This window comes from Actinomadura sp. K4S16 (assembly GCF_008327685.1).
Lineage (GTDB): Bacteria > Actinomycetota > Actinomycetes > Streptosporangiales > Streptosporangiaceae > Spirillospora.
On record NZ_BDDE01000015.1, the window covers coordinates 104,130 to 131,067 of the forward strand.

General features: G+C 71.4%; 25 protein-coding genes and 1 pseudogene. 8 read left to right on the top strand and 18 right to left on the bottom strand.

Annotation, left to right across the window (positions count from 1 at the left end; all coding sequences use genetic code 11):
* Positions 1-127 precede the first annotated feature (127 nt).
* The 4 genes from K4S16_RS21715 to K4S16_RS21730 all read left to right on the top strand — a co-directional run bounded on the left by K4S16_RS21715 (position 128) and on the right by K4S16_RS21730 (position 4,241).
* Entirely contained in the window at positions 128-688 is a 561-nt protein-coding gene (locus K4S16_RS21715; RefSeq protein ID WP_149260848.1) for a hypothetical protein, read from the top strand.
* Positions 685-1,251, top strand: a complete 567-nt coding sequence (locus tag K4S16_RS21720; protein ID WP_149260849.1) for an OmpA family protein — start codon at positions 685-687, stop codon at positions 1,249-1,251. The genes K4S16_RS21715 and K4S16_RS21720 overlap by 4 nt, the downstream gene beginning before the upstream one ends.
* A gap of 203 nt (positions 1,252-1,454) precedes the next feature.
* Positions 1,455-2,594, top strand: coding sequence for an OmpA family protein (locus K4S16_RS21725; protein ID WP_160160981.1), 1,140 nt, complete (start codon positions 1,455-1,457; stop codon positions 2,592-2,594).
* A gap of 120 nt (positions 2,595-2,714) precedes the next feature.
* Positions 2,715-4,241 (top strand): OmpA family protein, encoded by a 1,527-nt coding sequence (locus K4S16_RS21730; RefSeq protein ID WP_160160982.1) that lies wholly within the window; start codon positions 2,715-2,717, stop codon positions 4,239-4,241.
* Between the two features lie 20 nt (positions 4,242-4,261).
* On the opposite strand, the gene K4S16_RS21735 is transcribed toward K4S16_RS21730, so the two are convergent.
* Complete coding sequence (locus K4S16_RS21735) at positions 4,262-5,110, bottom strand: serine/threonine-protein kinase (protein WP_149260852.1); 849 nt, start codon at positions 5,108-5,110, stop codon at positions 4,262-4,264.
* A 184-nt stretch (positions 5,111-5,294) separates the two neighbouring features.
* Between K4S16_RS21735 and K4S16_RS21740 the strand changes: the two genes are divergently transcribed.
* Positions 5,295-6,734, top strand: a complete 1,440-nt coding sequence (locus K4S16_RS21740; RefSeq protein WP_149260853.1) for an LCP family protein — start codon at positions 5,295-5,297, stop codon at positions 6,732-6,734.
* 90 nt (positions 6,735-6,824) lie between these two features.
* A complete protein-coding gene (locus tag K4S16_RS21745; RefSeq protein WP_149260854.1) occupies positions 6,825-7,223 on the top strand; it encodes a DUF3592 domain-containing protein in 399 nt (132 codons plus the stop codon).
* 70 nt (positions 7,224-7,293) lie between these two features.
* Here the strand turns inward: K4S16_RS21745 and K4S16_RS21750 are convergent, their stop codons facing one another.
* The 8 genes from K4S16_RS21750 to K4S16_RS21785 form a co-directional block, all read right to left on the bottom strand.
* Complete coding sequence (locus K4S16_RS21750; protein WP_149260855.1) at positions 7,294-7,695, bottom strand: DUF3592 domain-containing protein; 402 nt, start codon at positions 7,693-7,695, stop codon at positions 7,294-7,296.
* A gap of 9 nt (positions 7,696-7,704) precedes the next feature.
* Complete coding sequence (locus K4S16_RS21755; RefSeq protein WP_149260856.1) at positions 7,705-8,334, bottom strand: A24 family peptidase; 630 nt, start codon at positions 8,332-8,334, stop codon at positions 7,705-7,707.
* Positions 8,335-8,473: 139 nt separating this feature from the next.
* Entirely contained in the window at positions 8,474-8,893 is a 420-nt protein-coding gene (locus K4S16_RS21760; protein WP_149260857.1) for a DUF3592 domain-containing protein, read from the bottom strand.
* Positions 8,894-8,900: 7 nt separating this feature from the next.
* A complete protein-coding gene (locus tag K4S16_RS21765; protein WP_149260858.1) occupies positions 8,901-9,302 on the bottom strand; it encodes a hypothetical protein in 402 nt (133 codons plus the stop codon).
* Between the two features lies 1 nt (position 9,303).
* The gene (locus K4S16_RS21770) at positions 9,304-9,840 is read right to left on the bottom strand and encodes a hypothetical protein (RefSeq protein ID WP_149260859.1); all 537 of its coding nucleotides are present in this window, start codon (positions 9,838-9,840) and stop codon (positions 9,304-9,306) included.
* A gap of 10 nt (positions 9,841-9,850) precedes the next feature.
* Positions 9,851-11,272 carry a hypothetical protein gene (locus K4S16_RS21775; protein WP_149260860.1) on the bottom strand — a complete coding sequence of 474 codons (1,422 nt, stop codon included), beginning with the start codon at positions 11,270-11,272 and terminating at the stop codon, positions 9,851-9,853.
* 127 nt (positions 11,273-11,399) lie between these two features.
* The gene (locus K4S16_RS21780; protein ID WP_149260861.1) at positions 11,400-12,254 is read right to left on the bottom strand and encodes a hypothetical protein; all 855 of its coding nucleotides are present in this window, start codon (positions 12,252-12,254) and stop codon (positions 11,400-11,402) included.
* Between the two features lie 9 nt (positions 12,255-12,263).
* Positions 12,264-13,721: a Hint domain-containing protein gene (locus tag K4S16_RS21785; protein WP_149260862.1), complete on the bottom strand. Its 1,458-nt coding sequence runs from the start codon at positions 13,719-13,721 to the stop codon at positions 12,264-12,266.
* Between the two features lie 176 nt (positions 13,722-13,897).
* Between K4S16_RS21785 and K4S16_RS21790 the strand changes: the two genes are divergently transcribed.
* A complete protein-coding gene (locus tag K4S16_RS21790) occupies positions 13,898-14,764 on the top strand; it encodes a hypothetical protein (protein ID WP_149260863.1) in 867 nt (288 codons plus the stop codon).
* Position 14,765: 1 nt separating this feature from the next.
* On the opposite strand, the gene K4S16_RS21795 is transcribed toward K4S16_RS21790, so the two are convergent.
* Complete coding sequence (locus tag K4S16_RS21795; protein WP_149260864.1) at positions 14,766-15,524, bottom strand: hypothetical protein; 759 nt, start codon at positions 15,522-15,524, stop codon at positions 14,766-14,768.
* A gap of 118 nt (positions 15,525-15,642) precedes the next feature.
* A complete protein-coding gene (locus K4S16_RS21800; RefSeq protein ID WP_308800807.1) occupies positions 15,643-16,866 on the bottom strand; it encodes a C40 family peptidase in 1,224 nt (407 codons plus the stop codon).
* A 161-nt stretch (positions 16,867-17,027) separates the two neighbouring features.
* Between K4S16_RS21800 and K4S16_RS45820 the strand changes: the two genes are divergently transcribed.
* Positions 17,028-18,662 (top strand): serine/threonine-protein kinase, encoded by a 1,635-nt coding sequence (locus K4S16_RS45820; RefSeq protein WP_149260865.1) that lies wholly within the window; start codon positions 17,028-17,030, stop codon positions 18,660-18,662.
* 660 nt (positions 18,663-19,322) lie between these two features.
* Here the strand turns inward: K4S16_RS45820 and mptB are convergent.
* The 7 genes and pseudogenes from mptB to K4S16_RS21835 all read right to left on the bottom strand — a co-directional run.
* A pseudogene (mptB, locus tag K4S16_RS45825) lies at positions 19,323-19,853 on the bottom strand (polyprenol phosphomannose-dependent alpha 1,6 mannosyltransferase MptB); the annotation flags it as partial.
* Between the two features lie 317 nt (positions 19,854-20,170).
* Positions 20,171-21,505 carry a hypothetical protein gene (locus K4S16_RS21810; RefSeq protein ID WP_149260866.1) on the bottom strand — a complete coding sequence of 445 codons (1,335 nt, stop codon included), beginning with the start codon at positions 21,503-21,505 and terminating at the stop codon, positions 20,171-20,173.
* Between the two features lie 467 nt (positions 21,506-21,972).
* The gene (locus K4S16_RS21815; RefSeq protein WP_235036976.1) at positions 21,973-23,544 is read right to left on the bottom strand and encodes an OmpA family protein; all 1,572 of its coding nucleotides are present in this window, start codon (positions 23,542-23,544) and stop codon (positions 21,973-21,975) included.
* Positions 23,545-23,692: 148 nt separating this feature from the next.
* Positions 23,693-23,917: a hypothetical protein gene (locus K4S16_RS21820; RefSeq protein ID WP_149260867.1), complete on the bottom strand. Its 225-nt coding sequence runs from the start codon at positions 23,915-23,917 to the stop codon at positions 23,693-23,695.
* A 189-nt stretch (positions 23,918-24,106) separates the two neighbouring features.
* Positions 24,107-24,838 (bottom strand): response regulator transcription factor, encoded by a 732-nt coding sequence (locus K4S16_RS21825; RefSeq protein ID WP_149260868.1) that lies wholly within the window; start codon positions 24,836-24,838, stop codon positions 24,107-24,109.
* A 1-nt stretch (position 24,839) separates the two neighbouring features.
* Entirely contained in the window at positions 24,840-26,066 is a 1,227-nt protein-coding gene (locus tag K4S16_RS21830; RefSeq protein ID WP_149260869.1) for a sensor histidine kinase, read from the bottom strand.
* Complete coding sequence (locus K4S16_RS21835) at positions 26,047-26,934, bottom strand: type II secretion system F family protein (protein WP_149260870.1); 888 nt, start codon at positions 26,932-26,934, stop codon at positions 26,047-26,049. Before K4S16_RS21835 ends, K4S16_RS21830 begins: the two co-directional genes overlap by 20 nt.
* Positions 26,935-26,938: the final 4 nt, after the last annotated feature.

Consider the following 26,938-nt stretch of genomic DNA (forward strand, 5'->3'; position numbering starts at 1 on the left):
CACCCCCCCCTTGACGATTCGCAAATGCAAACGATAGATTCACGGTCGCACATGACGATGCCGTTCCGGATGCCATGTTGCCACGGGAAACGCGATTTGCATATGTGATGGATCAGGAGGACCGACGATGGGGCCGACACATCGCCTGGCTGCCGCCGCCGCGGCGGCCCTGCTCGCCGTGGGCGGCCTGGCCGGCTGCTCGCTGCCCGGGACGGGGTCGTCCTCGTCCGGCGACGGGAGCGGGGGCGCAGAGGGCTCGGTGGGCAAGGCGAGCTTCGACAACCCAACCAAGCCGGTGGTGCAGGGGACCGTCGACAGCCCCATCGCGCAAGGGGCCAAGGTCGACATCGCCGTCATGGGTCTCAAGGTGAAGGGGAAGCTCGCCAACCTCACCGTGCGGTTCACGCCGCGCGTCCCGGGCAACCCGGGCCGTCTCGACGCCTACGACCTGAACGGCAAGAACGGCCTCGGCACCTCGCTGATCGACCCGGTCAACCTCAAGCGGTACGTCGTGGTGAGGGACTCCGGCGACAAGGAGCTCCAGACCCACGAGATCTTCACGCCGATGCCGAACAACCAGCCCACCCTCTTCTTCTTCTCTTTCGCCGCCCCGCCCGAGAACGTGAAGGCCGTCGACGTGCAGATCGGCTCGTGGCCCGCGTTCCGCGACATCCCGGTCCAGCGGTGAGCCGCGCGCGCCGTCCGGCCGTCCTCGCGGGCGCCCTGGCCCTCGTCCTCGCCGTCCCGTCCGTCGCCGGAGCCGACCCCAGCGTGCCCGACGAGAACCTGGCCCGGAGCGTCCTGTCCCTCAACGCCGGCGCCACCGTGTACGGGATCGACCTGCAGGAAGCGGTGGTCCCCCTGGAGGAGGAAGACGCCGCCGGGAACCAGGTCACCGTCCGCATCTCGGCGGACGTCCTGTTCGATTTCGGCAAGGCGACGCTCACCGACGCCGCCCGCCGCCGCATAGCCGGGCTCGCCCCCCGCCTCCGCGACGCCCGGGGCGCCGTCCAGGTGTCCGGGCATTCCGACTCCGTCGGCGAACCCGCCTACAACCTGGCGCTGTCCGAGCGGCGCGCCGAAGCCGTCAAGGCCGAGCTGGCGAACGCCCTGAAGGGGACGAGCCCGCGGATCGAGGCCAAGGGCTACGGCGAGACCAGGCCCGTCGCCCCGAACGAGCAGGGCGGCAAGGACGACCCCGCCGGGCGCGCCAAGAACCGCCGCGTCGAGATCACCTACCAGAAGGGATGAGCGCCGTGCGAGGCGACGACCGTGCGCATAGGGCCAAACCCGTACGCGGGGCCGAGCTCGCGCGAAGGGCCGACCCCGCGCGAAGGGCCGACCCCGCGCGAAGGGCTGCCTCCACGCAAAGGGCCCTCTCCCCGCAAAGGGCCCGCTCCACGCAGAGGACCGGCTCCGCGCAGAGGGCCCGCTCCGCGCAGAGGGTCGGCCTTGTGCGGCGCGTGTCGCCGGGGCTCGCCGTCTTCCTGGCGGCAGGGCTGTTACTGGCCGGGTGCGGCGGCGGGGAGCCGAAGAAGGCCGGCCCCGGCCGGGCGGCCGGAAGGACGGCGACGCCGACCTCGGCCGCTCCCACCCCGGAGCCGACGAGCTGCCCCCGCGGCGGCGAGCTGATCAAGGCGGTCGAGATCCCGGCCGTGCACAGCGATCCGGTGCGGATCCCGGAGACCGCGGTCGGCGGCCAGAGGATCCCGGCCGTGACGATCCCGGGTGTGGACATCCCCGCGCAGCGCGTCCCGGCCCAGTGCGTCGAGCACAAGCCCGCCCCGGGCGGCTGCCTCGGAGCGATCAGCATTCCGGGGACCTCGATCCCCGGCGTGACGATCCCCGCCGCGCGGATCCCCGGCGTGAAGGCCCCCGGGATCGACGCCCCGGCGGTCGAGCAGGAGGCCGTGTCGAGCGAGGCGGTCACGCAGCCGGCCGTCACGCAGGACGAGGTCTGCCAGAGCAAGCCCTCGGAGGAGGGCGAATACGTCAGCTCCGTGTACCGGGCGTCGCTCTACCGCGCGTCCCTCTACCGTGCTTCGGCGTACCGCGCTTCGCTGTACCGCCCGAGCGCCTGCAACGACAAGAACGAGTGCATACCGTCGGTCACCGTCCCGGGAGTGTCGGTGCCGGGCGTCAGCATCCCGGGCGTCAGCGTCCCCGGGGCGACCCTCAAGTCCTACGTGGCCGGGCCGAGCCAGGTCATCAAGGGCGACGACAGCATCGCCTTCAACATCGAGGCGGACGTCCTCTTCGACTTCGGCAAGGCCGACATCAAGCCCGCCGCGGCGGCCGAGCTGAAGAAGATCGTGGAGTCGCTGGGCAAGGAGGTCCCGGCCGACGCGCCCGTCCAGGTCGACGGCCACACCGACGCCAAGGGCGACACGGCGTCCAACCAGGCCCTCTCCGAGCGCCGCGCCAAGGCGATCGCCGACTGGCTGGCCACCGAGGGCGGCATCGACCGGTCCCGCCTGAAGGCCGCCGGCTACGGCGAGACGAAACCGGCCTTCCCCAACACCAAGCCGGACGGTTCGGACGATCCCGGGGGCCGCGCGAAGAACCGGCGCGTGGTCATCTCGGCCGCCCGGTGACGTCCCTCACCACTGCGCCCTGCCGGACCCCAAGACCCGCACCCCGCGTCCGCAGAAACCGACTCCGAAAGGCCCCCCATGCGCGCTGGAAGGACCGTCACCGCTTTACTCCTCCTGCCGATGGCACTGGCGGGATGCTCCGGCGGCGGTGAGCAGAAGCCGGCGTCGCACCGGACGGCGGCGGAGAAGCCGAAGCCGTACACCGGGCCGATGGCCAAGGACGCCTGGTCGTCGCTGGGCGGCGGGCACTCGCGGATCGAGATGAAGCAGGTGGAGCGGCGCGGCGACCGCTCGGTGCTGCGCTTCTACCTGACGAACCCGGGCAAGGAACCGGAGCACTACTCCTTCGGGACCACGATCGCCGGCTCGGCGTACGGCAACCTGCACTTCATGCTGGTCGACCCCGTAGGCCACAAGGCCTACACGCCGCTGTACGACAACAACGGCACGGGCAAGACCGTCGGGAGCGACCTGTTCATCATGTCCGCCTTCCCGGGCGCGCGTTACGAGACGATTCTGGAGTTCCCGCCGCTCCCCGCGTCGCTGGACCGCATGACCGTCGTCACCCCGACGACCGCCGGCGAGTTCACCGGCGTCCCCGTGGTCGACGGCCAGGGCCCGGTCAAGCCGGCCGCCCCCGTCCCCGACTTCTTCGACAAGCCCAAGCCGGGCAGCCAGGTGGCGTGGCCCGTGCGCGGGCTGGACGCGCCCGCGAAGGGCGGCGCCTACGAGCTCTACGGCATCACCGAGGGCGAGGTGAAGTCCACCACCAGCAGCGCCGCCGAGGAGAAGGTCGGCCTCCGCACCGACGTGCTGTTCGCCTTCGACAAGGCGACGCTCTCCGCCCGGGCCGAGTCGATCCTGGACGAGGTGGCCGCCGAGACCAAGGCGAAGGCCGACCCTTCCAAGCCCCCGATCCTCATCACCGGGCACACGGACGGCAAGGGCGGCCACGACTACAACATGTCCCTCTCCCAGCGACGCGCCGACGCCGTCCTCAAGGAGCTCCAGGCGCGCCTCGGCACCGCCTACCAGTACAAGGCCGAAGGCAAGGGCGAGACCGAGCCAATCGCCAAGGAGGGCGGCCCCGACGACGCGCAGGCCCGCCAGAAGAACCGCCGCGTGGAGATCTCCTACCAGATCAGGCAGCGGACGGCCGGGACCGGCAGCACCACGTCCGGCGGACAGCAGGCCGACCCGGGCGGCGACGCCGGCCCGCCGGCGCCGTTCCGTCCGGACGGCCCGACGGTGGCCAGCCGCTTCGCGTCCTTCGGGCAGGGCGGCGACAAGCGCCGCATCGACGTGAAGCCCTTCTACCGCGACGGCGCGTACCTGGTCGCCGTGTTCGACATCGTCAACCTCGGCCCGGACGCCGGTCCGAACGAGCTGGAGGACTACTCGACGTCCGGCGGAGGGCCCTTCGGCGACTTCAGCGTCTCCGACCCGTCCACGCGGATCGTCTACCGCGGCGTCCGCCTGGGCAAGGACGGCGGCACCTACGTCGACCCCGGCCGGGCCTCCTTCAGGCACGACCCCGGCACCGACAACCGCGGCTTCTTCTACGTGCCCGCTCCCCCTCCGAGCGTCCGGACCGTGACCTTCAACGCGGGCCCCTTCGGGCAGATCCCCAACGTGCCCGTGCGGTGACCGCCCAGGAGTGCGGCGGGTCAGCGGGGCGGCGGGCCCAGGTGGTCGAAGATCTGCAAGGGCTCGCCGTCCAGCGTGCGGACGGGGAAGCGCAGCTCCAGCCCGCACCCGGCCAGCGCCCGGCGCGCCATGTCGGCGTCGGCGGGACGCCGCGCCGGATCGGCCGCGCACAGATGGGCGACGACCGTCCACAGCACGGGCGGCACTCCGGGAGGCGGCGCGCCGATCCGCTGGCGCGGCGCCGGGTCCCCGGCCCCGGTCAGCATCCGCCAGGCGACCATGCCGGCGGCGTACAGGTCCTGGCGCGGGCCCGGCCGGTCCCAGTCGAGCACCTCGGGCGCGAGGTAACCCGGCGTCCCCACCGCGAAGCCGGTGGTGGTGAAGCGCAGGTCGTCCTCCCCCAGCGCGATCCCGAAGTCGGCCAGCCGGACGTGCGGCGCCCCGACCGGACTCGGCTCCAGCAGCAGGTTGGCGGGCTTCACGTCCCGGTGCACGACCCCGGCACCGTGGATGTGGCTGAGCGCGGCCAGCAACTGGTCCAGGACCTCGGCCGCGTACTCGGGCGGCAGCCTGCCGTAGTCCCCGAGCAGCGTCTCCAGCGAACCCCCGCGCACGAGGTCCATGGCGAGGAGCACATCGTCGTACGCCATGCACGAGGCGTAGGGCGTCAGCACATGAGGGTGCGCCAGCCGCAGCGCCCGTTCCCGGACGACGCGCAGCATCGACGTGGGGCCCTTCTGCCGGACGAGCTTGGCCGCGCAGTACCGCGCCTCGGCATGGTCGTACGCGCGCCACACACGGCTCGTCCCGCCCGCTCCGATCCGGTCGAGCATGGTGAACCGACCGCCGATCACCCACCCCGAGTCCACGGCACCGATCGTACGGAAGTCCACCCGGCCCGGGGACGCCGGATTTCCGCATCCTTGTCAACAGAACGGATGTTCTGCGCATCTAACAAAAGGAGGCACAGGCTCCCCGCGGTCGGACACCTCCTTAGACTGGCTGATCACTCTGACCACGTGCCCTCGACAGGGCCCGCCCGGAACGGGACCGATGAGCGACAAAGACCCGCGCCGCGACGACCTCGCGGGTGACGAGGCCGCCCGGAAGGCACCGGCGGCCTCCGAGCCCCGGCGAGGCGGACGGCGGCGCAGGGGACTGCGGTGGGCCGCGGTCGGCGCCGTCGCCGTGCTGCTGGCCGGAGGCGGCGGGGCGGCGTGGCTCTACCACGACCTGGTCGGCGGGATCGAGCAGAAGCGCGTCAGCGACAAACTCGGCGCGAACCGGCCGAAGAAGCTGAACAAGTCGCTCAACATCCTGCTGATCGGGTCCGACACGCGGGAGGGCGAGAACTCCGAGTACGCGGTGCCCGGAATGGCCGGGGCGCGGTCGGACACCACGATCCTGCTGCACCTGTCGCCGAACCGGGACCAGGCCGTCGGGGTCAGCTTCCCCCGGGACTCGATGGTGAAGATCCCGTCCTGCAAGAAGGAGAAGGGCGGCACAGTCCCCGCGCAGTTCGGAATGCTGAACGCGGCGTTCGCGTACGCGGGGCCGACGTGCACCTGGAAGATGCTGGAGTCGCTCACCGGCATCCACATCGACCATTTCGTGCAGGTCGACTTCGCCGGGTTCAAGCGGATGGTGGACGCCCTGGGCGGCGTCGAGATCTGCGTGGACAAGCCCGTGAACGATCCGCGCGCCGAGCTGTTCCTGAAGGCCGGCAAGCAGACCGTGAAGGGCGACGACGCGCTCGGGTACGTCCGGGCTCGCTACTCGCTCGGCGACGGGTCCGACCTGGAGCGGATCGAGCGGCAGCAGAAGTTCATGGCGGCCGTCGTCGACAAGGCCACGAGCGGATCCGTCCTCACCGACCCGGCGAAGACCTACAAGTTCCTCAAGGCCGCCACGAAGTCGATGACGACCGACGACGACCTGGACCTGGCGGGCATGCGCAAGCTGGCGGACGGGCTCAAGGGGATGAGCGCGGGCCAGGTGCGGTTCGTGACCGTCCCGGTGAAGGGGTACGCGCCGGACCCGAACCGCGTCCAGTGGAACGAGGAGCTCGCGAAGCCGCTGTTCGAGGCGATCCGGCACGACGACCGGCTGCCCGCCGAACCCGCGAAGCCCGTCCGGGCGGCGCCGCAACCGCCCGCGCCCGGCAAGGTGCACGTCACCGTCGTCGACGCGGGCGCGCGCGACCCCCTGGTGAAGCGGGTCGTGCGGCAACTGCGGCTGCGGGGCTTCAAGGTGACGGGCAAGGTCGAGAAGGCCGCCGCCGTGCCGGAGAGCCGCATCGTCTACGCCCCGTCCGGCGAGGCGCAGGCGTCGGCACTGGCACGCGACCTCCCCGACGCCCTCCTCACCGCCGACAACGCCGCCCCGGCCGACGGGATCCGCCTCGTCATCGGCAAGAACGGCCTCCGCCTCGCCCCACCCGCCATCAACAAGATCAGCGGCGGCGTCAAAGCCGACCGCAAACTCTGCGGCTGACACCCGGCTCCCGGACCCCGAACGCTCCACCGTCCGGCTCACCGCTCGCCGCGTGCGGCCGCACGCCGAACCTCACCGCAGGAGGAAACGATGGGCCATCTGATCGGAGTCGCCCTCGGGGTCGCGGTCTTCTGCGGCGGCGTCTACGAACTGGTGACGCGGCTGCGCCTGCAAGGCCGGATGGCCCGCGCGGAGGGCGTCTTCGTCGGGCGGGACGACGTGATGGGCCCCGGCGGTCCGAGCACCAGGAGCCGCGTGGGGCGGTTCCGGTTCACCACCCCGCAGGGGCGCCCCGTCGAGGCCTCCAGTTCCCTGCACTCCTTTCCGGGCCCCAAGCCGGGCAAGCCCGTGACGGTGGTCTACGACCCGGCCCGTCCCGAGGACACCGCCGAACGCCTCGGCGTCCACTACCTGCAGCTGTTCGCGATCGGACCGCTGGTCATGGCCATAGGCATCGCCGTAGCCGCAGCGAACGCGACCGGCCTGTGACACCCCGCCCTTCGGGGACGACGCCACCCGCTCTCACCGGCGAATACCTGGAGACCGCCGACCATTCGCCTCAGACCAATGCCCGCCACATCTGCACGGCGAGGAACCCTAAGCCGAGTCCTAACGCCAGCATGAAAACGGCCATCGCCAGCACGTAGGCGACGCCGAACTTCAGGTAGGCGCGCGCGGGCCTTGCGGAGTCGTAGAGGACCTCGACGACCTCGCCGACCTTCCAGGTTTGCGTCGTCTTCTGTTCGAAGGTGTACTCCCGCCCGTCCGCCGCCCGGTAGCGGACCTCGAGAACGGGATTGGACGCGCCGGTCCCGTCATGGTCCAGGACCCGGCTCACCACTCTGCCGCGGGTGCGCTCCGCCCGCCCCAGGAACCTGAGCCTTCCGACCAGGAAGACCGGGACGGAGCAGACGAGCCCCAGCGCAAGCAACGTGATCAGGCACGCGACGACGACGCCCATCCCGTCCCCTCAACCGGCCGCGGCGGCGAAGGCCAGCACCGAGACGAGGGCCCCGGCGAGCATGTAGGGGCCGAACGGGAACTCGCCCTTGCGCGAGCGCCGGACGATCATGATGCCCACGGCCACCACGCCGCCGAGCAGGTAGGTCACCAGCAGGCCGACCACCCACGCGTCCTGCCCGAACCAGCCGAGGTAGAGGCCGAGCACGCCGGACAGCTTGACGTCGCCCAGGCCGATCCCCGACGGGACCAGGAACGCCTGCACGAAGTACAGCGCGAACAGTGCGGCCATGCCGATGAGCGCGTGCTCGAACCGGTGCAGGCCGGCGTCGGTGAACGGCGCCGCCGCGGCGAGCAGCGCCGCCGCGATGCCGTAGGAGGGGAGCGTGAACCGGTCGGGCAGCCGCTTGACGGCCACGTCGATGAAGCCGAGCAGGGCGCCGACGGCCGCGAGGTACAGCAGCGCGGGGAGGACGGGCTCGAAGCCGACCCGCCACCCCAGCAGGCCGTAGAGGACCGCGGTGACCAGCCCCAGGACGACACGGCGGCGGCGCGGGACGTCCCCGACGTACGGCGCCGCCAACGGCGCCGCGAGCAGCCCGACGACCAGCCCGACGGGCACCAGCACCAACGCCGCCATCGATCCTCGCCCCGATCCACCGGATTCCTCGCCCCGGCACGTCCGACCGGACGGGTGCGCGGAACGCCCCCCGCGCCATCCAATCGGCCGCGCCCGCCGCACCACATGGGCCCCAGGGCCCAATTCGGCGAAGCGGACGTCAGGTCGCGGCCACGAACAGCATGACGAGACCGAGGACCGCGAAGACGCAGCCGGCGGCGACCATGCCGACCGATCCGGACAGGGCGCGCCCGGAGGAGGTGTCCATCCGCGCCTCGCGCGGGTTCCGCGGATCGTAGAGCACCGCCACGGGGCGCCCCTTGAGCCGGTTCAACTCGAACGACCCGCCCCTCGTCTGCCCGACGGTCTCGATCTCGGCGCCTTCCATCGTCCGGAACCGCAGCACCGGGAAGAACTCGTAGCTGTCGCTTCTCTCGACCCGGTGGATTCCGGCGACGACCCCCGGGACCCGCTGCGCCGAGGCCATGAACTCGCGGCCCGAGCGGTACCGCTGGATCCCGCCGACGACGAAGGCGACGCCGAACGCCAGGGCCAGGAGCGCGAGGAGCCAGAAGGACATCAGGACATCACCAGTACCCGCCGAGCCCGTCGTTCTTGACGCTGATGACCACGGCCAGCGCCAGCCCCGCGGCCGCGCCGGCCGCACCCTCGGCAACGTACAGCACGGCCGAGAGCGTGTCGCCGCTCCCGCCGATCGGGGCCGCGATCCCGGCGAGGGTCACCACCAGCGGCATCGGGAGGACGCTCGCGAGCCAGCGCGCCTGGTTGGAGCGGTCCCGCTGGACGGCCCCGGCCATCACGACCATCGTCATGCTGATCAGGATCCACGGCAGGTCCAGCCGCAGGATCCGGTCGACGTCGGTGAACGGCTCGCCGCCCGGGGCGCCGGACGCCAGCCGCGCGACGGCCGCGAAGCCGAGCAGCCAGACGAACAGGGACGCGCCCCAGGCACCCACCAGCCTGACCATGTCAGCTCACCTTGATCGAGTCGATGATGCCGTCCACGACGTCGTCCTTGAGCTTGCCGCGCTCCCAGAGGAGGCGCACATCATGGACATGGCCGTTCTTGCCGATCACGCCGACGTCCACTCCCTGGCCCGGAGCGCTCGTCCCGCGGAAACCGGTGAAGGTGTAGTCGATGCGAAGCGCGTCCTTCGCCCCCGCGATCTTGATCGCCTTGGAGCCGGTGCGGTGGTAGCCCTTGGCGTTCATCATCGGTCCGGCCTCGATGGTCGCCTCCAGCATCTCCGGCCGGCCGCGCTCCGCCGCATCCTTGATCACCGACAGGATCGCCGTCTGCCCCGGCGCCTGCATCGACAGGGCCAGGCCGGCCTCCGGCCCGCGCTGCCAGTCCTTCGGATAGGCGATCGACAGCACCTTCGCGTCGCCGCGGACGAAGCCGTCCGGCGTCTCCCCCGACCCGCCGGACTCGCAGCCCGCGACCGTGCCCGCGACCGCCACGGCGGCCGCCGCGGCGGCGGCGATCCTCAGCCTGTTCGCACCCATGTCGGCTCCCTCAGTTCTTCGCGCATTCCGGCCACTGCTGGAAGGTCCGCTGACCATTCTGCGGTGCGCCGAGGTACTGGGAGTCGACGATCTGCTGCTTCTCTCCCTCGTATCCGCCCTCGATGCCGAACTTGAGCTCAGCGGCGATCTCGGCGCCGACCTTGAACTCGTCCACGTCGCCGGCGTAGACGTTCCGGCTGACGAGGCCGCGCTCGTAGAGCAGCTTGTCGAGCGGGTCACCGTTCGGGCCGGGGTCCTTCGACACCACCGAGCCGTTCTCGTCGAACGTGTTGCGGATGGTCTGGAACGGCATCAGGAACGCGTTGTCGTGGATCCACTTCTCGCCGATCGCCCGGTTGGAGTCGTCGAAGTTGATCGTGGTCGCGGTGACCGACACCTGCTTGTCGGTCCCCGTTCCGCCCGCGTTCTTCTTCCCGGGGTTCTTGTACCCCTCGCTGGAGTTCGTCTCCTGCGTGGTCAGCCAGGTGATGCTCTTCAGCCTGCCGTTCTTGTCATACGTGACCCGCGTCTGCCCGATGTAGGACCTCTCCCCGCCGGGCCCGTACCCGAGCGCCTTGGCGCCACCCTTCACCGCGCCCTTCACCTGGAAGGAGTACGTGGTGAGCGGGTAGCCGTCCTTCTCCGATCCGCTCTGGTCCTTGGTGACGAGCACGGCGTCGCCGGCCTTGCCCTCGATCTCCAGGCCCGTCCCGATGTCCTTCACCGACTTCTTGCCCGACGAGTCGCTGGTCAGGTTGCCGAAACCGGCGGCGCCCTTCAGCACGCCCTCCGCGCCGACCTCCCACTGCGTGATCTCGGGGTCGCGGGTCCTGGGCTTCCAGCCGGTGACCTTGTCGAAGACCCAGAGGCCGGGGCTGACCTTCTCGCCCTCCTTGCGGGCGAGGTCCCACTTCACGTCGTCCAGCCAGTCGCCCGCGGCCTTGTCGTCGGGGAAGATCCAGGTGTCGCCGTACTTGAAGTTGACCGACCCCTCGACCTTCGCGCCGAGCTCCCCGCCGAAACTGCCCTTGCCGAACTGGAGCTTGCCGCCGATCTCGGCCTCCGCGCCGAGTTTGTAGTCGGCCGGGACGATCATGATCCGGACCTTGCCGTCCGCGTACTTGATCTTCACGAACTGGAAGTTCTGCCCGACCTTGACGGAGAAGGCGGTCACCGAGTAGCCGACCTTCTTGGAGTCGGAGCCGGTGATGCACGCCGATGCCGGCGGCTTGTAGTTGTACGGCTGCGACGAGCAGTCGGTACCGCCGAAGATCTTGCAGAGCGCGATCTTGACATGCGACCCGACCGGGTTGGGCACCATGAGCAGCAGCGCCACGATCAGCAGCGAGGCGATGACCAGCAGCACCGCATATTCGATCGTCGCGGCCCCGCCGTCGCGCCGCATGCCGGCCCGGCCGAGTCCATTTCGCATGCCGGAAGGTTATTTGCGGACTAATGCCCTCCCCAGGGCCCCCGGACCCATTCCCAGGCCCGAAAAGCCGCCCGTCCACCCGCCCGCCGTCGCGGCACGCGGGGGCCCAACGACCGGGCCCGCGGACCTAGGGATCGAGAACGTCCACGGCCCCGGCCGCGACCCTGTCCCGGACGTCCCCCACGGTCATGACCTGTCCGGAGACACCCCGCACGAGGACCGGCCAGTGCGCCGCGGCGGCCTCCACCAGCTCCGCGGCGAGCGTCTGGGACTCGGCCGTGTCGAACACTTCGAGGGCGACCGAGTTGTACGGCGGCTCTCCGAGCACCTCGCGGTGCAGGCCGATCTTCCCGGGGTCCACGGGCGCCTCCCCGGGGCCGGCCGCCCGAAGCCACACCCGCGCCGCGCCCCGCTCCAGGAGCGCGTCGGTCCGGTCGTCGGGGTCGAGCTGCCCGCCGAGAGACCGGACGAGCCGCGTGACGCCGGCCGGCTCCACCGTCCCCGGGAGGAGCAGCGTCACGTCCACCACCCGGTCGCGCCGCGCCGCCGCGGGGCTCGGGTCGTACCACGCGTCCGGCAGGAAGAAGCCGCTCGGCCGTTTCGCCAGGCGCCTCTGGAACTCCTCGATGCCGACGATCTGCTCGCCGAAGTCGTCCACCGCCACCGGCCAGCGCTCCGCCGCAGCGAGGACGTACTCGGCGGCCAGCCACTCGCTCCCGGGATCGCTGCTCACCTCGACCACGGCCCGCGACCGCGGCGGGCTGCCCAGGACCCGCCCGTAGGCGGCGAGGAGGTCGGGACCGTAGGGCAGCGTGTCGGGCTCGAAGGGGTAGACCAGCATGAGGCCCTCGTCGCGCTCCACGGTGCCGCTCGGCGTCCCGTCGGGGCCGACGTTCTTCTCACCGCCCAGCGCGCCGACGACGTCCAGGAACTCCGCGGGGGTCACCGGCGCGCTCGAGAGCACCATCACGCTGCGCGACATCGGCTCCCCTCAGCACGCACCGGTGCGCCGCAGGTCGTTGACGAGGTGGTCGAGGCTGCCGAACACCTTGACGCCATTTTCCTTGCGGAACCTGGCCCTGTCCAACTCCGAGACGTTCGGGGCCAGGACGTACACCGCGCGCTTGCCGCCGGGGTTGATCTCCGGATGGTTCTTGTACTTCGTCATCTGCTTGCTCTTGCCGTCGAAGTCCGACTTCTCGCCGTTGTAGACCTCGATGATCGCGCCCGGCGTCGCCGCGTCGATCTCGCCGGCGTCGACGCCCCCGGCCGCGGGGAACTTGTAGTTGAACTCGGTCAGGCACTTCTGCAGCCTCTGCCCGAGCTTGCCTTCGAGCTGCTTGTCGGGGTCGGTGCTCTTCAGCGCCTCGTCGAGCTTCTTGCGAACGTCCTCCGGCTTCTGGCAGCTGTTGTGGACGAGGACGTCTTCGGGGCCGGCGGCGACGTAGTAGGTGTGGAGGTCGGCGACGGTGAGGTTGTAGACGCGCTCGACGCGGGTGAAGGGGCGGACCGCGACGACGAGGGCGTCTCCGCCGCGCGCCGTGGCGAGGCGGGCGCCGGGGCGCAGGTCGCCCGCGTCGGTCCAGGTCCGCTCGTCCGGGCGCCAGAACGGGTGGCCCGAGGTGGCCGTGACGGTGGCGGTGGCCCCGCCGCGGACGCCGTCGGGGTCGATGGTGATGTGCACCAGGTGCTTCACGCCGTTCCCGCGGATCAGAGCGGTCACCCGGCGCGGCGCGCTCACCCCGTAGGCGGGGTCACCGGACCACACCGTGTCGCCGACGCGTACGTCCTCGATGGGTGTGGGCGGCCCGTCGCCCATGAGCACTCTTGTCCCCGCCACGAAACTGTTCGGGACCTTGCAGGCCAGTTTCTGGGCGGCCTTCTTCTTGGCGAGGTTCTTCTCCGCCTCTTTGAGGGCGGCGTCCGCGGCCTGCTTCTCCTTCTTGGCGGCGGCGATCGCGTCCCACAGCTTCTTCAGCCGTTTGCCCAGCTTGACGGCGGCGGGGATCTTCTTCAGGAGCTTGAACGCCTTGCCCCACGGCACGACACCGACCAGCGTCCACAGGCACGCCTTGATGTCGCCGTGGATGCATTTCAGCGCATCGTCGATCCCGATCAGCTCGGAGAGGAACTTCAGCAGCTCCTCACCCGCCTGCTTCACCTGTTCGCCGAGGTTGTCGGTGTTCTTGCCGGCCGCATCCGCACGCTTCTTCGCGGCGTCGTAGGCGGCCTGTTCCGGCGAACCGGGCAGTGCGTTGGCGTTCGGGTCGACACCGGGCTGCCCCGGCGCCGTCGTGGGCGTCCCGCCGGGCGTGTCCGACCCGGGCTTGCCCTTGTCGTCGCAGTCCTTGCGGTCGAATATCTGGCAGAGCGCGCCCCGCGTCGAGGTGGAGACCCTGTCCGGGATCGCGAAAAGCGTGACGGCCGTGACGATGGCCCCGACCAGCAAAAGGATCGCACCGTACTCGACGACCGAAGCGCCTCTGTCCCCGCGACGCCAACCCGATCCCAACACGCACCCCTAACACCCCGAATCAGAGTTGTCAGCGCATCACACGGCCTCGGGCGCGGCACAGGGCCCTGGGGCCCAATTCTTCGGGCGATCCAGTGATTAGAGTTCCGGGCATGAAGCGCGAAGTCCCCCTCGCCGTCCTCGTCGCCGCGGGCGTCCTCGCGGCCGGGTGCACGGGCGGCGGTGAGCACAGGAAGGCCGCCTCCCAGTCGCCTCGCCCGACGCCGACGCAGGCGGCGCCGGCCACGGTCGGCCCGGTGACGCTTCCGGAGGATCCGGCGGGGCTCGTGACGACCATCGGGCGGCAGATCAAGGCGGCGCGCGCCTTCCACGTTCAGATGACCTCGATGGGCGAGGACGGCAGTTCCGTCCGGGCCGACGGCGACGTGCGGACCGACACGGCGACCCCCACCGCCCAACTCACCATCAGCGACGAGGGCAGAACGCACGCCGTCCTGCTGGACGGGATCGTCTACGTGCGGAACGAGGGCGAGGAGATCGAGCCGGGCAAGCCCTGGGCCCGTCTCGCCCGGCCGGACATCGGGGCCGCGCGGCCTACCGGGACCCCAGAGCCGCAGTTCAGCAAGCAGGCCGACGACCTCCAGCGGACCCTGAAGACGCTGCTGGACGGCGTCGACGAGGCGTTCCGTGAGATCACCGCCGACACGGGGCTGGCTCTGGTCAGAAACGGCTCCTTCACCGGGAAGCCGGTGAAGGAGCAGGTGAACGGGCAGGAGGCGCAGCGCTACGACGGGAAGACGAGCACCGGCGCGCTGTCCAGCGACCCGGCGCTGAAGGCTCTCGACTCCGGTGGCGTCGACACGCTGCCGTGGTCGCTGTGGGTGGACGGCAAGGGCCTGCCGCAGAAGTTCACCGTCACGATGGCAGGCAAGGCGCGCTGGGAGGCCACCTACACCCGGTGGGGCTCCCCGGTCACCGTGCAGGCGCCGCCCGCGAACCAGGTCAGCGGGATCCAGTAGCTCACGTCTGACGGTCGCGCGGCACGGAACCGAAGTTCGGAGGCGGCCCGGGGCTGCGCTCCGGCGCGCCCTGCGGCCGCGGGGCGGGCGCCTGCGGGGCGGGCGCCTGCGGGGCGGCCGGTCGCCGGTCTGGCGGCCGCAGCTCGCGCGGCTGCTCCGGCGCCGGTGCGGGTTCCCTCAGCGGGGTGGGCACCGGTCGATGTACGGCCGGGCGTCGCGGCCCTTGCCCTTGGGGCGGCCGGAGCTCGGTCACCTCGCCCAGCGGGGCCCTCTGCGCGTCCGCCCGCATCGCCTCGGGTGTGCCCGGTACCTGCTCCGCCGGGGTGTCGGGAGGGAGCGCCTGGTCGTAGAAGCCCTCCCATCCCGGTTCGAGGTCCGGGACGTCCAGGTCCTCCTGGGTGCGGGACAGGCCGCGAGCCATCGCCAGGCCGACGGCCACGCCGAAGAGCGTCTCGATGAAGTGCAGGACGACACCGAGGACGCTCGACGTCCGGGGCACCGCGAATGCGAGCCCGGCGACCGTGGCGACCAGGGGCACCGCGAGGACGGCGAGGATCCTGGGCGGTCCGGTGAGCGCGTTCCGGGTGTATACACCGGCCGCCCAGCCCATCAGGAAGTTCGCCACGACCCACGGGAGGTGGACGCGCAGGACCTGGTCGAGGTCGTCGCCCGTGTCGGCGGGCTCCAGGACGATGAGGGCGCCGAACCCGACGGCGCACACGAGGATCGCCGACGACCACGCACCGTACAGGACTCGCATACGCACAAGGTAGGACCGAAACCGGCCCGGCCCCAGAGTCCCGAGTCCCTTTCACGGGGCCCAGTCGACCCGCCGCGGTTAGGCCCTCTCCTTGGGCCCCCGGTGGCGGCTCCGCCCGTCAGCCGTTGAAACGCATGGCGTACGAGGGCGAGCGAAGCGTGGATATCTTGACCCAGCTCCCCGTCTGTGGCGCTTCTACCATTTTATTATCACCATAATATATGGCGACATGATGGGTCGGATAAGCACCGAAGAAGATCAGGTCTCCCGGCTGGAGCGCACTGGTGGAGACCCTCTGGCCCCGGCTGTCGCTCACCTGCGATCCGGTGAAGTGGCCCAGGGCGATCTTCCCGTGGGACGCCTGGTACACGGCGTACATGGTGAGGCCGCTGCAGTCGAAGCCCAAGGTGTGGGCACCGCTGTAACCACCGGGTGAGCAGCAGATCCCGTAGCTCGGGCCGCTGTAGGTGCCGCCGCCCCACGAGTACGGCGTCCCCTGCCAGCACAGGGCCCAGGCGACCACGCGCGCGCCGAACGAAAGGCTGTCCTCCGGCTTCTTGCCGGTCTTGATGCACTCCGAGACTACGGCGGGGCCACCGCCCGCCGGGCCGCCGAGGCCGTCGGGGAGACCCGTGTACTGGACGGGGTCCTCGCGGTCGACGAGGCGCACCCGGAAGAGCCGCTCGACCTGCTCGCGGTTGCCGTTGGGAAAGGCTTGGACGCCGTTTCCGCAGATCAGCTTTCCGGTCATCGCGCCGCCGGTCGGGTCGGCGGGATTGTCCGGCGGCTGCGGATCGTACTCGTAGTGGCACTCGGGGTAGAAGACCTTGGCGATCGCGGTGGCGGTGCCGAAGCGCCCGATCCCCTTCTTGCCGCCGGTGTCGGTGCACAGGTTCCGGTGGTGCTTGAGGTCGTCCTTCTCCTTGTCCGTCAGCTCTTCCTTGCGTTTGAGCTGGCAGTCGTTGGTCCGCGTCTTGACCTTGGCCGTGTTGCCGAAGAGTCCGGTGAGATGGGCCTCGCCGATGAGTTGGGAGTTGTTCTTGTTCGCGAAGACCTTGGCGTGGTCGCTCGCGGACCCGTCGACCAGCCAGTAGCCGGCGCCGGACGGATCGATTCCCTCCAGCGCCAATCCGACGGCCTGGTCCCGCAACGGCGTGAGAGTGCCGAGCGCGGCCGCGTCCGCACCGGTCTGCGCCTTCGTGCGCAAGTCGTTCGCATGGGCCACGCGGCTGAACAGCAGAAGGCCCGCGACGAGCAGAAGCGCCATTCCCACGATGACCGTGGTCGTGGCGGCGCCCCGGTCCCCGTTCCGGCTCCGCCCGGACATGAGCCGTTGCAGCATTCCCCGTCACACCCCTACGGCGTCGATCACGACTGTCCATTGGGGACCCTAGACGCCGGGGGACTCGGGCAGCCAGGGCCCAGGGGCCCATTAGCGGTACATTCCGTCACCGCCGACGCGCGCGCTTGCGGCTCCCCGGGCCGGTGGCTACGGTCAGCGCCATGTCCTCGGTGAGCGCGGACGGCACGCGCCGTCCCGGAGAACGGCTCGGACGTTACCGTTTGCTGCGCGTCCTCGGCTCCGGCGGAATGGGCACCGTATACCTCGCCGAGGACGAAGAGCGGCGACAGGTCGCGATCAAGGAAATTCATCCGAAGTTGTCGGCACGGCCGGAATTCCGGGAACGGTTCCGGCGCGAGGTGAAGGCCGCCCGCCGGGTGCGGCCGTTCTGCACGGCGCCCGTTCTGGACGCCGACGTGGACGGCGAGCGGCTGTTCGTGGTCACCGAGTACATTCCGGGTCCGACGCTCGAAGAGACGGTGATGGAGAACGGCCCGCTGCGCGGCGCCGACCTCGAGGCGCTCGCCGTCGGGGTGGCGGCCGCGCTCTCGGCCATCCACGGCGCGGGGGTGGTGCACCGCGACCTGAAGCCGGCGAACATCCTGCTCTCCCCCTTCGGGCCGCGCGTCATCGACTTCGGCATCGCGCGGACCCTGGAGACCGACGGGCGGATGACGCAGACCGGCGAGACGATGGGCACGCCGTCCTTCATGGCGCCGGAGGGCCTCATCGGACGGCCGGTCACCACGGCCGCCGACGTGTTCACCTGGGGCTGCGTCGTGGTGTGGGCGGCGACGGGACTCCCGCCGTTCCCAGGCGACAACGTCGGCGAGATCCTGTACCGGACCGTCTACGGGGAGCCGCAACTCGAGGGCCTCGCCCCCGAGATGCGGCGGATCGTCGAGCGCGCCACCGCGAAGGACCCGTCCGAGCGTCCCGACGCCGCCGAACTGCTGCGCATGCTCACCGGCGAGCCCGATCCGGCGAACGCGGCGCGCTTCGTGACCCTGCCGCCCGCCGCGAACCGCCGGTCGGAGCCGATGCGCAGGCGGCGGGGCTGGACGCACGACGGACGAACCCTGCTGACGACGCTGCGGAACTCGGGGCTGTGGCGCACAGCCGCACGGCGGCGCGCCGCCTGGGCCGTCACGGCGCTGTGCGCGGCCGCCGCGGTCGGCGCGACCGCGCTCATGGTGCTGGACGCGGCGGGCGGTCCGCCGGCGGCCGAGCAGCACCTGTTCGACGACGACTTCTCCGACAGGTCCAAGGGCTGGAACGAGGGCGGGATCAGCGACTATTTCCACCGCTACGAGAACGGCGGCTACACGATCTCGCAGAACTCGACCGACGAGTTCGGCGCGCAGGCCGCGCCGGTGTCCGCCCTGCCCCCGCGGCTGCTGATCGGGGCGAAGGTGCGGGTCGTGTCGCAGGAGCCGCGCGACGAGGGCGGCCTGTACTGCCGCGACGACGGAACGGCCCGGTTCGAGGTCGTGCTCGCCCGCGACGGGCACATCGCCATACGCAGGACGTCCGGGCGGAACCATGCCGAGCTCGGCCGTTCGGCGGACGCGGCGGCGAGCCCGGGGGCCGCGGCGGAGATCCGGATGCTGTGCGAGACGTCAGGCGGCGGCACCCGCGTCCGGGCATGGGTCGACGGCCACGAGGTCGCCGAGGGGGCCTCCGCCGAGGGGCCCCTCACCGGCCGGGCCGGGCTCCTCGCCGGCCGTCCCGGCCGCCGCTACGCGGCCCCCGCCAGCGTCGCCTTCTTCGACGACGTGACGATCGACCGGGCCTGACCCCGGCCGCTCCGCCACGACCCCGTCCAGCGGGCGGTCCTTCGCCCTGCGGCCGCCTGCCAGGCTGCCGTGCACGAGCATGATTCCGGTGACCATGAGCACCAGCGGCGTGACGATCATCGCGGTGATCGCGGCGGTCAGCTGCATCGGCACCGCGTGGATCACCACGCCGAGGCCGGGAACGGACGCGACGGACGCCACCCCGGTCCGGCCGATCTCGATGCCGTCCAGCCGGGACGCCGGGACGAGCGCGAGCAGCGGGAACAGCATCGCCTCGTACCAGGGGAAGTAGACGGGCGTCACGACCGTCCAGGCGATCCCGACCGCGAGCGCGACCCGGACCGCGACCGCCTGAGGGTCCGCCTGGCGGCCACTGCCGAAGCCGGGCAGCAGCCCGCGCAGGAACACCGCCGCCACCAGGACGGTGAGGAGCAGCGCACCCCACGACAGCACCCACCCGGGCGGCCGCGCGCCGGTCCCGATCATGATCATCTTCCAGGTGCCGATCCAGGACGGGTCGGCGCCCCGCGCCACCAGTACCCGGATCGCCTCGGGCCCGGTCGCGGCGTAGCCGGGGATCAGCACGGCCACCGTGCCGAGTGCGCCGCCCGCGAGGGCCCGCGGCGAGCGCCGCGCCGCCCACAGCAGACCGAGCCCGAACACCGCGAACGGCGCCTTCACCGCCACCGCGGCGCCGAGCAGCACGCCCGCGGCCGCGCCGAGGCCGAAGCCGCCGAGCCGCGAGGCGGCCCGCCCCGCCCGGAGCCCCGCCCAGAGCGCGGTGACCGCGAGCCCGGCTGCCAGCCCGTCGACGTGCCCGCCCGCGACCAGGTGCCAGAGCAGCAGGGGGTTGAGCGTCCAGAGCAGGTGAGCGCGGGCCCGGCGGGCGGCGTCCGGCCCGGCCATCCGGTCGAGGGCGAGCGCGCCGAGCGCGAACGCGGCCCCGTTCCACACCTTCAGCCAGAAGATCGTCCACGCCATGGACGAGCCGCCGAGGCGGGACGCCGCCCACTCGGTGGCGGTGGCGACCGGACCGTACACCGACGGCGCGTCCTCCCACGACTTCGTCGTGAGCAGGCCGATGGGGTCGCCGAGCCGGCGCAGCTCGATCGGCGTCATCTCATAGGGGCTGTGCCCGAGCGCGCTCATCCGCCCGAACGCCGCGTAGTTGAGCAGGTCGGTGGAGCCCATCGCCGGAAGGGCGACGAACACCGCCGCGATCAGCAGGCCGACGGCCGCCAGCACGCGGGGCCGCGGCCGCCAGCCCCGCCGCAGTGCCGCGAGGCCGGCCGCGGTCCCGCAGGCACCGGCGGTCAGCGCGACCCACAGCGAGATGACGAGCCCCGACGGGGACGGCGGCGAGCCCAGCAGGCAGAGGCAGCGGTCGGTGGTGGCGACCGCGCCGGACGGCCCCCAGAGCCCGGCCGCGGTGATCACGCAGACGCACGCGGCCACCAGCGTGACGGCTAGGGCCCCGAGCCAGCGCACGGGAAATCTCCTCACATCCCCTACTTCCGTACGTAAACGGTCGCGGTCTTGTCCCGGTAGACGCGGCGCCAGTGCGGGCTCAGGTCGAGCACCCGGGTCAGCGGGTGCTCGGTGTGCCACACGATGACCGACACCCCGTGCTCATCGAGCACGGCCTCCCAGTTCGGCCGGACGTTCAGCACGTCCAGGTACTCGAACAGCAGCTTCTTCGGGTACATGTCGTAGCGGTCGTCGATGAAGACCTTCTGCCGCGACGAGTACTCCTTGAGCGTGTAGGCGCCCCACACGTCAGAGGTGAACATCCGCTGCCCCATCAGGCCCTGGTCCCGCAGGACGTGCATGGCCGCGACCGGGTAGTCGTCGAGTTCGTAGTCGGGCTTCGCGGCGAGGTTCCCGAGCCAGACCGAGCCCGCCGTGGCGATGGCCGCGAGCAGGACCCAGTTCGTCCGGCGGCCGGGGTCGGGGCGAGGCCGGGCCAGCAGCCGCGCCGTGATGGGCAGCGTGACGACCGGGACGATGGCGATGTTGCGCAGCGCCCACATCCCGAGCAGCACGAACGGGATCGTGACCAGGACGTCGCGGCGGGACGGCCGGACGGGCGCCAGCGCGAGGACGCCGAGCACCACCGCCGTCCAGGCCGCGAACAGCGCGCCCTGGGGGGCGCGGAAGTCCGGTGACCCCCATTCGGCGACGTTGCTCAGGAAGTCGCTCATCCCCATCAGGTGGAAGGGGAAGGTCACCATCTCGATGCCGTACGGGTTGGCGGCGCAGAGGACGAGGGCGATCAGGGAGCCCTGCAGCAGGCGCAGCTCGCGCCCTCGCCAGGGCGGGGCGCCTTCGAGCCACCGGCCGAGCAGGTGCAGCCCGAGGTAGCCGCCGCCCAGGACCCACGTCCCGTGCACGTTGGCCCAGAGGGCGACGATCAGCGGGATCCAGACGAGGGGCCGCCGGCCGAGACCCGACTCCGGTAGCTCGACCACCCACACGATCAGCAGGAACGCGAGGATGCCGAGGAACAGCGGCCGCTCCCCCCACAGCATCGCCGAGGCGAGCACGGCCGGGACGTTGAGGAAGGCGCCCTTGACGTGGTCGCCCGCGAGCCGCACCACCATCCGGTACGCCAGGTAGGCGACGACTCCGCCGGTGACCGCGCACAGCAGCCGGACCCCGAGGGGGCCCATCGTCCGGTCGAGCCCGGCGTAGAGGACCTCCGCCAACCACGACTGGAGGACCCAGTGAGTCCCGGGCGCGGTGTAGGAGAAGACGTCGCCCCGCGGGAATCCGTGGTCGAGAATCCACTGGCCCGTGCGCAGGTGCCAGAAGTAGGAGTTGTCGCTCAGCCTTCCGAACCCCATCGCACAGCCGAACAAGACCCATGCCGCACCGAAAACGGCGCCCATTCCCGGATGGCGGAGACGCCGACCGGACTCCGCGCTCTCTTCCCCCGCGGCCGCCGCCGCTCCGGTACCGGTCTTTGTTTCGGGGTTGATTTCTTTTTCGGTGCCGGTACCCGTTCCGGCGCCGTCGTCCCCGGACGCGACGGCGTCGTTATCGGCCGTTTCCATCACGCCCTCGTCCGGCGCGTCACCCAGGTCACTCGACCGTCGCTGTGCAAGTGGGCGCATAGTTCTCGACGTTATGCGCGGGCGTTCGCGAATGGCAGGGTCCGCGGACCCAAGCATGGACCCAGTCCCCTGGGCTCGGGGTCCTCAGACGGCCCCGCGGCGGATACCCCGCGGTGCGATCGGCGGAGCGACGCCGGGCCCGAAGGTGAGGGCCGCGGCGGTCCGCGCGCCGGACCGCCGGGCCCTCGTCCTGGGGCTCACTTGATGGTGAGGCCCTTCAGCGGGATCGTCTGCGTGAACCAGGGCAGCTCGACGTCGACGGTCGTGACGCTCGCCGGCACCTTGTAGACGTCGGTGTAGGTGACGCTCTCCTTGGGCTTGAGCTCGCCGCGGGCGCGGTTGGCGAGCTGGGTGCACAGGCAGGAGTCCTCACTGTTGCGCACCGGCCAGTACCGCATCTTCTCCGCGGGGTCGAGCAGGCGGGCGCCGTTGGTCGAGGGCCCCGAGTACTCGAGCGACTGCGGCCTGCCGAGCCCGGCGGCGACCGCCGTCACCTTGTCGGACATGTTCGTGAGCGTCCAGTTCACCGTGACGAGGCCGCCCGCGTCGCGGTGCACCGCGTTGACATCGAACTTCAGGTTGTTCGCCGCCGTGTCCAGTTCCCGCGGAGACTTGATGTTCGGCCTGACCGACGCGACGACGGGCAGCGCGCCCCCGGACGCGGGCGGTGCGCTCGGCGGCGCGGCCGGCGGCGCCGGCTCCGGCGGGCGGGCGAAGGTCACCGCGACGCGGCGGTTCTTGCGGCGGCCCTCCTCGGAGGAGTTGTCCGCCACGGGGTCGGCGGACCCGTGACCCGCCGACCTGAAGTCGACGCCCTGCCGGGTGACCAGGCCCTTCAGCTTGGCCTCGACCGCCTGGGCGCGCCGCTGCGACAGCGGGTTGTTGATGGCGTCGTTGCCCGAGTTGTCGGTGTAGCCGTCGATGGTCACCGTCGGGCCGCGGGAGGCGTCGATCTGCTTGGCCACCTTCTGAAGGGTGGCGTCGGCCTGCGGGGTGAGGTCGGCCTTGTTCAGGGCGAACAGCACGTCGGCCGAGAGCCGCACCCGGGTGTCGTTGCCGTCCTGGTCGATCGCCTCGGCGGCGCCCTCCGACGTGCCGATGAGCGGGCGGACCACCGGCCGGCCGAGCTGCGCGGACCCCGGGTCGAGGGTCTGGCCGGGCGCCGGGCCCGCCGACCCGCTCGGGATCGCGACGTCGGTGAACGGGGGCGCGAGCGGCACCCACACCATGACGTTCTTCACCGGCGGCGCGGGGAAGACGGCGTACAGCTCCTGGGCCTTGCCGGGCTGGACCTCGACGTTGTTCACGTCGCTGCACAGGCAGTGGCCGTCGCCGGCCGTCAGGGGGTGGTACATCTTGTTGCCCGCCCCGTCCACGAGGGCGAGCCCCCCGGAGCCGAGCAGGCCGGCGACCTGGTTCTGCCGCCCGGTGTCGACGAAGATCTGCGAGAGCCTGATCCGCTGGGGGCCGTCGTTGACGATCCTCGCCCGCAGCGTCACGGTGTTGTTCGCGGACGGGGTCAGTGCCAGCAGCTCGGCGTGCGCGGGACCGTCGGCGTGGGCCATGGGCTGCGACTGCAGGACCTTGGCGGACGTCCCGCCCCCGTTCCCGCCGCCCTTGGACGGAGCCGGGCTCGCCTTGCCGCCGTCGTCTCCGCCGCTGCAGCCGGCCAGGGCCAGCCCGAGTGCCGCGCCCCCGGCCACCCAGAGCCGCAGGCTCCGGCCGCGCGCACCGGCGCCGCCCGCCTGCCGCCGCTTCCTGTTTCCCACTGACTGCTCCATTGATCCGTCCGCCACTCGATCGACTGACATGACAAAAACCACAACAACGGCGAAAGGGAAACCGTCGGAAGTAACGGTTTCCCTTCGCCGTGGGCGTGCTCTGCAGGCCGGCCGGATTCCCGCGGACGGGATCCGATCAGGTCGCCGAGCCGTCGAAGATCTTGGTCAGGGCGTTGGTGACGGCCGTGTCGAGCTTGCCGACGATACCAGCCGCGTACAGCGCCGCCACAATGGCGCCGACCAGGACGAGCAGCGCCGCGTACTCGATGAGGCTGGCGCCCTTGTCGGAGTCGTTCCTGACCCGCTCGATCCGGTCGAGGACAAAAGTCTGAAGCGTCACGTACAGGGGGGCGAGGTTCATTTCTTTCCTCCTGGCTCTCTGGTCCCTCCGCGTTGATGACAACATTAGGGAGCCGAGTGCTTTTCCCCCAGGGTCCGGTGGCCCAATCCGGGGCGGAATACGGGCCCAATCCGCATTGGGCCCAGGAGCCCACCCCGTCCGGCGGGCGGCCCGCACCGGCGGCGCCGCGCCCGTCGACCGCCGTCCGGGTCACCGCCCCTCCGGGCCGGCCGTGCCGAGCCAGCGGGCGATCGCCGAGGCGCGCGAGGTCACGCCGAGCTTGGCGTAAATGCGGTTCACGTGGTTCTTCACGGTCTTCTCCGCGAGGAACAGGCGACCCGCGATCTCCCCGTTGGAGTGCCCCTGGACGATCAGGTTCATGACCTCCGCCTCCCGGGCCGACAGGCCGTAGCGGTCGGTGTCGGGAGTCTCGTAGGGGCGCGGCGCCGATCCCGCGGTATCGGACGCCGTGGAGGCCGGCGAAGCCTGGGCGGGGGGCCGCGCCGCGGCCGGGTCGTGTCCGCCGCGGCCGCCGGGCGTGCCCACGAGTGCGGACACGGCGGCCTGCGACAGCGAGTGCACCCCGCTGATCGCCCCGCGCACGGCCGCGGCGAGTTCGTCGGCGGAGAAGGTGCCGTGCACCAGGTAGCCGGTGGCGCCGTTCCCGATGGCCTCCCGGATCACCCGGTCGTCGTCGGTGTAGGTCAGCATGATGACGCGGGTGCTCTCGCTCAGCGTCTTCACCGCCGTCACGCCGTCCATCAGCGGCATCTGCACGTCGAGGAGCACCAGGTCGGGTTCGACCTCGGCCGCCAGGTCGAGCGCGGTCCGGCCGTCGCCGGCCTCGCCCACGACCTCGAAGCCCGAGGCCTCCAGCAGCGAGATCAGGCCGGACCGCACGACGAGGTTGTCGTCGACCACCATGATCCTCGGAACGCTCAACTCAACTCACCTCGGCCAGACGTTGATCAGCAGGTGTGGTGCGGGGCAGCCGCGTGGTCACCGTGGTCCCGCCGCCCGGCTCGGACAGGACCGTCACCGTCCCGCCCACCCGGGCGGCGCGCTCGTGCAGCCCGACCATCCCGTAGTGGCCGTCGCGGGCCAGCACCGGCAGCTCCTTCACCTCGAAGCCCTTGCCGTCGTCGCGGACGGTGACCACGACGTCGGCGCCCTCGGCCGCGAGCCGGACCAGCACCTGCCGGGCTTCGGCGTGCCGGGCGACATTGGTCAGCGTCTCCGACAGGATCGCGACCGCCTCGTAGCGGGCCATGGGCGGCAGGTCGGCGCGCTCGTCGAGTTCGAGGGCGACCTGGACGTCCGCATCCGCAGACCACTGCCGCACGGTCTCCTCGACCGCCTCGCGCAGCGACTGCATGATCGACTCGCTGCGCAGCTCGTCCAGCAGGTTGCGGGCCTCCCGGGAGGCGATCTCCGCCGCGGCCGCGATGCGCTCGGCCTCCGCCATCCCCCGGGCGGGCTCGTTGCGGATCCAGACCGGCAGCGTGGCCGCCGCCAGAGAGATGCCGCGCAGCGTCTTGGCCAGCGAGTCGTGCATCTCCCGGGCGAGCCGGGCCCGCTCCTCCGCGGCCGCCGCCACCACCTCGGCCTGGCGGTGCGCGTCTTCGATCCTGGCCTGCTCGTCGAACAGCCTGCGGAGCGCGGCACCGGCGAACCCGGCCAGGGGGTAGAAGACGGGCTGCCCTATGACGGACTGGAAGGTGTCCAGGACGACGGCCTCGTTCTGCAGCGAGAAGGCCAGCGTCCCGTAGTACAGGATGATCTGGATGACGCTCACGCCCACCACGCCCGGCCACCGGTACAGCAACCCGGCGACGGCGGCGGTGATGACGGTCGACAGGAAGAACGGCCCGGACGTCCCGCCGATGCCGAGGACGGCGAAGGAGACGCAGATGTCGAGGGCGAGCAGGATCGGATGCCGAAGCAGCCAGGGGACGAGCAGCCTCCAGTGATTGGCCGCGAGCCACGACAGCAGCACGATGCAGGTGACGAGGACGAATGCCTGCGGGACGAGCCCGTCCCGCGGGATCAGCAGCAGCGTGATCGCGGCCACGAGCATCCTGACCTGCATCAGCAGCTGGAAGGCCGCGCCGACCCGGTCGGACAGCGTCTCCCGCGCGCCGTCGCGGCGCTCAGTTCCCGAAGAATCCACCAAGGTTCGCTCCCGAGCCGAAGAACATCCCCCCAAGGACGAGCAGCATCACGGCGGGCAGGGTGAGCGCCGTGCTGACGGCGGTGATCTGGGGCGTGGTGCGCTGCGCCTTCCGCTTTGCCCACTGCGACGACTCGCGCCGCATGTCCTTGCTGATGTCCATGAGCGCGGTCTGCAGCGGGGCGCCGAGTTCCTCCGCCTGCAGCAGCGCGGTCACGAACGACGACAGCGCCTCCGAGTTGTTGCGGTTCCGCAGGTCCTCGAACGCCTCCCGTCGGGAGGTCCCCAGTTCCATCTGGCGGAGGGCGACCATGAACTCGTCCGCCAGGGGCCCTGGCATGCTGCCCGCGACCCGGTCGAGCGCCACGCGGAAGCTGAGGCCGGCGGACACGGTCACCGCCAGCACGTCCAGGAAGTCGGGCAGCGTCCGCTGGATGGTGTCCTGCCGGGCGTTCATCCGCCCCCGCAGGACGCCCTCGTTCTGCAGGGCGCCGAGCAGGCAGAGGAGCCCGAAGAACGGCTGGCCGATGGCGATCATCAGCAGTGCCAGCGTGGCGAACATGATGACGTAGCCCGCCGTCGTCCGCGCGTACGACTCGACGGTCATGCCGCCGGGACGCCCCGCCGCGTCGATGCGCTTGCGGATGCTCGCCCGCCACGGGGCGAGCAACTCCATCGCGAGCCCGGTGAACGGCCGCCCGATGATGTCGGCGATCACGTTGAGGATGAAGGCGTCGTTCTTCTTCGCCTTCGTCTTGACCGGCACCGCGGACGGCGCGACCCGCTCGCCCGCGCGCACGAGCGAGAAGCCCCACACCGCCAGGACGACGCAGAGCGCGCCTGCGAGACCGATTCCGAGAACCATCATCGCG

Coding starts and splice junctions, on each gene's coding strand:
- K4S16_RS21715 (WP_149260848.1), top strand. CDS start 128: ATGGGGCCGACACATCGCCTGGCTGCCGCCGCCGCGGCGGCCCTGCTC.
- K4S16_RS21730 (WP_160160982.1), top strand. CDS start 2,715: ATGGCACTGGCGGGATGCTCCGGCGGCGGTGAGCAGAAGCCGGCGTCG.
- K4S16_RS21740 (WP_149260853.1), top strand. CDS start 5,295: ATGAGCGACAAAGACCCGCGCCGCGACGACCTCGCGGGTGACGAGGCC.
- K4S16_RS21745 (WP_149260854.1), top strand. CDS start 6,825: ATGGGCCATCTGATCGGAGTCGCCCTCGGGGTCGCGGTCTTCTGCGGC.
- K4S16_RS21750 (WP_149260855.1), bottom strand. CDS start 7,695: ATGGGCGTCGTCGTCGCGTGCCTGATCACGTTGCTTGCGCTGGGGCTC.
- K4S16_RS21755 (WP_149260856.1), bottom strand. CDS start 8,334: ATGGCGGCGTTGGTGCTGGTGCCCGTCGGGCTGGTCGTCGGGCTGCTC.
- K4S16_RS21760 (WP_149260857.1), bottom strand. CDS start 8,893: ATGTCCTTCTGGCTCCTCGCGCTCCTGGCCCTGGCGTTCGGCGTCGCC.
- K4S16_RS21765 (WP_149260858.1), bottom strand. CDS start 9,302: ATGGTCAGGCTGGTGGGTGCCTGGGGCGCGTCCCTGTTCGTCTGGCTG.
- K4S16_RS21770 (WP_149260859.1), bottom strand. CDS start 9,840: ATGGGTGCGAACAGGCTGAGGATCGCCGCCGCCGCGGCGGCCGCCGTG.
- K4S16_RS21775 (WP_149260860.1), bottom strand. CDS start 11,272: ATGCGAAATGGACTCGGCCGGGCCGGCATGCGGCGCGACGGCGGGGCC.
- K4S16_RS21780 (WP_149260861.1), bottom strand. CDS start 12,254: ATGTCGCGCAGCGTGATGGTGCTCTCGAGCGCGCCGGTGACCCCCGCG.
- K4S16_RS21790 (WP_149260863.1), top strand. CDS start 13,898: ATGAAGCGCGAAGTCCCCCTCGCCGTCCTCGTCGCCGCGGGCGTCCTC.
- K4S16_RS21795 (WP_149260864.1), bottom strand. CDS start 15,524: ATGCGAGTCCTGTACGGTGCGTGGTCGTCGGCGATCCTCGTGTGCGCC.
- K4S16_RS21800 (WP_308800807.1), bottom strand. CDS start 16,866: ATGCTGCAACGGCTCATGTCCGGGCGGAGCCGGAACGGGGACCGGGGC.
- K4S16_RS45820 (WP_149260865.1), top strand. CDS start 17,028: ATGTCCTCGGTGAGCGCGGACGGCACGCGCCGTCCCGGAGAACGGCTC.
- K4S16_RS21810 (WP_149260866.1), bottom strand. CDS start 21,505: ATGGGGTTCGGAAGGCTGAGCGACAACTCCTACTTCTGGCACCTGCGC.
- K4S16_RS21820 (WP_149260867.1), bottom strand. CDS start 23,917: ATGAACCTCGCCCCCCTGTACGTGACGCTTCAGACTTTTGTCCTCGAC.
- K4S16_RS21835 (WP_149260870.1), bottom strand. CDS start 26,934: ATGATGGTTCTCGGAATCGGTCTCGCAGGCGCGCTCTGCGTCGTCCTG.